Raw genomic sequence first — 4,015 nt, 5'->3', positions numbered from 1 at the left:
ACAAGCAACATTACTAGGGCTAGCAGTTCAACAAAATATTTCTATTCAGATTATTATATAATCGGAAGAATAATTAATTTTATGGCTCTCGTAGTTTTCCACAGATCGGGAAGACTAACTACTATTTACAAACGCTAACTATATAAGTAATTCCCCAATCCCCAGAACAGGGTTTTCTACCACAAGTAAGCGAGAGTCAATTTTCTTAAGGGACAGTTCGGGGCAAACTTAGCCTAAGTTGTCATGCAGTCGCGCCTGTCAGAGAATGATCTGCTGCTTAAATCCCGATTGCCCAAATCCCCTGAATCCCAATGGAAAGAAGTTTTGCCAAAGTTGTAACACCCCGTTGGTGTCACTTTTAAGAAATCGCTTCCGTGTCATCCGAGTCCTTTCAGATGAGGGGGGATTTGGCAGAACCTATCTATCAGAAGATGTCGATAAACTCAACGAACGATGTGTTATCAAGCAATTAGCTCCTAAGTTTCAAGGAACTTGGTCGCAAAAAAAGGCGATGGAGTTGTTTGCTGAAGAAGCGCAGCGACTACAAGACCTTGGGGAACATCCCCAAATTCCGACTTTGATAGCTTACTTTGAGCAAGATGGCTGTCTATATTTAGTGCAGCAATTTGTCAATGGCGAGAATTTGTTAAAGGAGTTGCAACAGCGCAAGGCGTATAACGCTAGGGAAATTCAATCTATTTTGCTAGATTTATTGCCTATCCTAAAATTTATCCACGATCGCAAAGTCATTCATCGGGATATCAAGCCAGAAAATATTATCCGCCATAAAAGTGATGGGCGATTAAGTCTAATTGATTTTGGTTCTTCAAAGCAATTCACCGCAAAAGTTCAGCAGAAATCTGGCACATCCATTGGTTCACACGGTTATTCTCCCCTAGAACAAATTAGAGACGGTAAAGCTTTTCCCGCCAGTGACTTGTTCGGTTTAGGGGCTACCTGCTTTCATCTGCTAACGGGAAATTCACCCTTTCAGTTGTGGATGGAATCTGGGTACGCCTGGGTGAGTAATTGGCGAGAATATTTGCGGAGTCCGTTAAATCCTGAATTGGATTTTGTCATCGACAAGCTTTTGAAAAAAGATATCTATGAACGTTACCAGTCAGCCGAAGAAGTTCTTAGAGACTTGACTCCAAAACAACTCCTCGCATTACCACCAGCCGGTAAGTCATCTGGGAAAATACCACCAACGAAAGCCCCATATTTACCAAAAAGTTATCCCTTACTGAGAATTTTAATCTTGGTAAGTGCTTTCATTCTGTTGTTCGGATTCCAAGAATCTTGGTATAAATATTTTCGCCGGATTCAAATCAGTTTAGTTACCAAGCTAAGTCAGCATAATAATTCTGGCAAAAATGAAGCGCTTTTAGGTCAACCGCCAAAGATTACTTTGGGAAAGGTTTCCTTAGCTAATACCCTCCAAGGACATGAAAACTCAGTTTTATCTGTCGCCATCAGCCCCGATGGTAAAACCATTGCCAGCAGTGGGGGCGATGGCACAATCAAACTTTGGAATCTTGCCACTGGAAAAGAAATCTCTTCACTCAACGCCTATTCTCAACAGGTAAATGCCGTAGCGATCAGCCCAGATGGCAAAACTCTGGTGAGTGGTAGTGATGACAGCACGATCAAAATTTGGAATTTAAGAACGCGAAAACAAATTCGCACTTTAGAGGGACATTCTGACTCAGTTCATGCCCTAGCGATTAGTGCTGATAGCGAGACTCTGGTGAGTGGTAGTGATGACAACACCATCAAAATCTGGGATTTGGCAACAGGAGAGCAAATTCGGACACTGGTAGGGCATACATTCTGGGTGCGATCGGTAGCCATCAGTCCTGATGGTGTGATTCTTGCTAGCGGCAGTTTTGACAAGACGATCAAAATCTGGAATTTAACAAAAGGTTACTCAATCCGCACACTAGAGGGAAATTATCAAACAGTAACATCTGTAGCTATTAGCCCAGATGGGAAAATTTTAGCCACTGCTAGCCGCGATCGCACCATCAAACTTTGGGATCTAGTTACAGGAAAAGAAATTCGCACGCTAGCGGGACACGCCAACACAGTTACAACCGTAGCCTTCAGTGCCGATGGTAAAATGATTGCTAGTGGTAGCCGCGATCGCACCATCAAACTCTGGAATTCAGCCACGGGAGAGGAAATTCTTACATTGGCGGCGCACACCAACACCGTGACATCCGTAGCCTTCAGTCCCGATAGCAAGACCCTTGTCAGTGGTAGTGAGGACAACACCATTAAGATTTGGCAGTTGTCTCAGTGAAAACCTCTCCTCTGGTAGAGGATAATCAGAAGATAGTCAATCTATATTTACCGTTTTCCTGTGGATTTTTGGAAGTAACAACTATATAGTAAGTATCATCTTCAGGCAACCTAGCTCGGTCAATTAAAGCGCTGTACACTCCATTTTTGTCTTTGTCTCTATCTATAGCGATCGTCTTTCCTTGAGAATTTAGCAAAGCTACGTAAGGAGAAAATTCTTCATCAACACTATCTACACGAATACTTATAAGCTGATTTTTTTTCCCTTGGAAATTAGAAACATTGTAAGCGCCTCCATTTTGTTTCAGGGTTGAGCTTTTGGCACTTAGTTGACCTGATTCATCTAAAGTATAGCTAGCTCTGTCATTCCTTAGAGCCAGACTATAGCGACCTATCTCTCCGGGATCTTGGCTAGTAACTGCAATCTTGTAAGTGCCGGTCATCGGCAGTCGTGCAAAAATGAAAGCATCATCCCCATCACCGCTTTTTTGCAAAGTCCCTTTTTTGACGATCACATTGTTATTAGGATCGTGCAGAAACAACAAAGGATTTAAACTCAAGTTATTCGTTCTCCGTGTATCATTACTGCCAATCAGCCTAATTTGGACTAATTGATTTTCTCTACCTTCAAACTCATAGAAATGAAAATATCTACCTTCAGATTTAAAGTCATTCCTACTCAGAATACCTAATGCGACATCTACAAAGTTAATCTTCTTATAAGTAGGTGTCACGGGCGAAGAAACTGGTGAACTTCCACTTGTAGCTATATTAGACCCTGACTTACGAACCCTCCCAGAGCCAGTATTAGAACGATTGGGATTTGAGTTAGAAACTCTATCTCCAGACGATCTAGATGCATTACTATTGGAACGATCAGAATTTGAATTAGAAGCCCTACGCCTAGATGGTCTAGAGGTATCATCATCTGAAGCGCTGGAAGTTTGCTGAGAATTTTCTGTAGTAGACGATGTTCGATTAGCCTGTATTGGTGACTCAACCGATGTCTTCTTTCTTGGAGATATTGACGCTTGAGAAGCCGGAAGTTGCTCAATTCCTTTCTCTACTGCTTCTGGTTGTCTTTCATCTGGTGATTTAGCAATTATAAAGTCTTGAGGATTTTGAGGTTTTGCTAAAGCACTTATAGGCAGCACATTACTTGCAATCAACAAACTACTACTCAAGGAACAAATCAAAATGTGATTTAATTTGCGGCGATAGTTTTTGGTTTCTAGTAGCATAATTACGCTCCTAATTTTGCTGATAATTTGGTCTTGACTGGATAGACAAATTTTAAATCTCAAAATTTATATTCCAATTTAGACTACTAATATATCGTGGTGGAAATTTATCTACCTATAACAAGGGCATTTTGCCCCATTTTTTTGAGATGGTAACTGGATTTTTACTAACCTGTCTAGAGTTAATATGAATTTTGGAAGTATACACTGAGCTAAAAACTGAAATTGCTGCTTTTCGGATTGTTGCCAAGAAGCCGATATATTTTTGCTCAATTGAGCTAGATGTTGCCAGACTATGAAATCGGGAATTCATACTTTGAACTTACGCCAATCAATTATTCAAAAGGCATCGTTCAATTACAACTTTTCTCAAGTCATTTAAGTTGTTCAATACCTAATAAGGTAAGGGGATTGGGGATTTGTATAGTATCTCGGTGATATTGACTAACAACAGAGATTATACTGCATGACTT

General features: G+C 40.8%; 2 protein-coding genes. One reads left to right on the top strand and one right to left on the bottom strand.

Annotated features, from left to right (window positions below):
* The first annotated feature begins 265 nt into the window (after positions 1 to 265).
* A complete protein-coding gene (locus tag V7K42_RS17050; RefSeq protein WP_334918059.1) occupies positions 266 to 2,302 on the top strand; it encodes a serine/threonine-protein kinase in 2,037 nt (678 codons plus the stop codon).
* Positions 2,303 to 2,327: 25 nt separating this feature from the next.
* Here V7K42_RS17050 and V7K42_RS17045 read toward each other — a convergent pair whose 3' ends face one another.
* Positions 2,328 to 3,542: a peptidase gene (locus tag V7K42_RS17045; protein WP_334918058.1), complete on the bottom strand. Its 1,215-nt coding sequence runs from the start codon at positions 3,540 to 3,542 to the stop codon at positions 2,328 to 2,330.
* Positions 3,543 to 4,015: the final 473 nt, after the last annotated feature.

Origin of the sequence: Nostoc sp., assembly GCF_036917455.1 — a bacterium.
GTDB lineage: Bacteria > Cyanobacteriota > Cyanobacteriia > Cyanobacteriales > Nostocaceae > Nostoc.
Note: the sequence above shows the minus strand (reverse complement) of the source record. Positions and strands in the feature narration are given on the sequence as shown.

Bases quoted from the DNA above. Each gene is read 5' to 3' on its own strand.
- V7K42_RS17045 (WP_334918058.1), bottom strand. From the start codon at position 3,542: ATGCTACTAGAAACCAAAAACTATCGCCGCAAATTAAATCACATTTTG.
- V7K42_RS17050 (WP_334918059.1), top strand. From the start codon at position 266: ATGATCTGCTGCTTAAATCCCGATTGCCCAAATCCCCTGAATCCCAAT.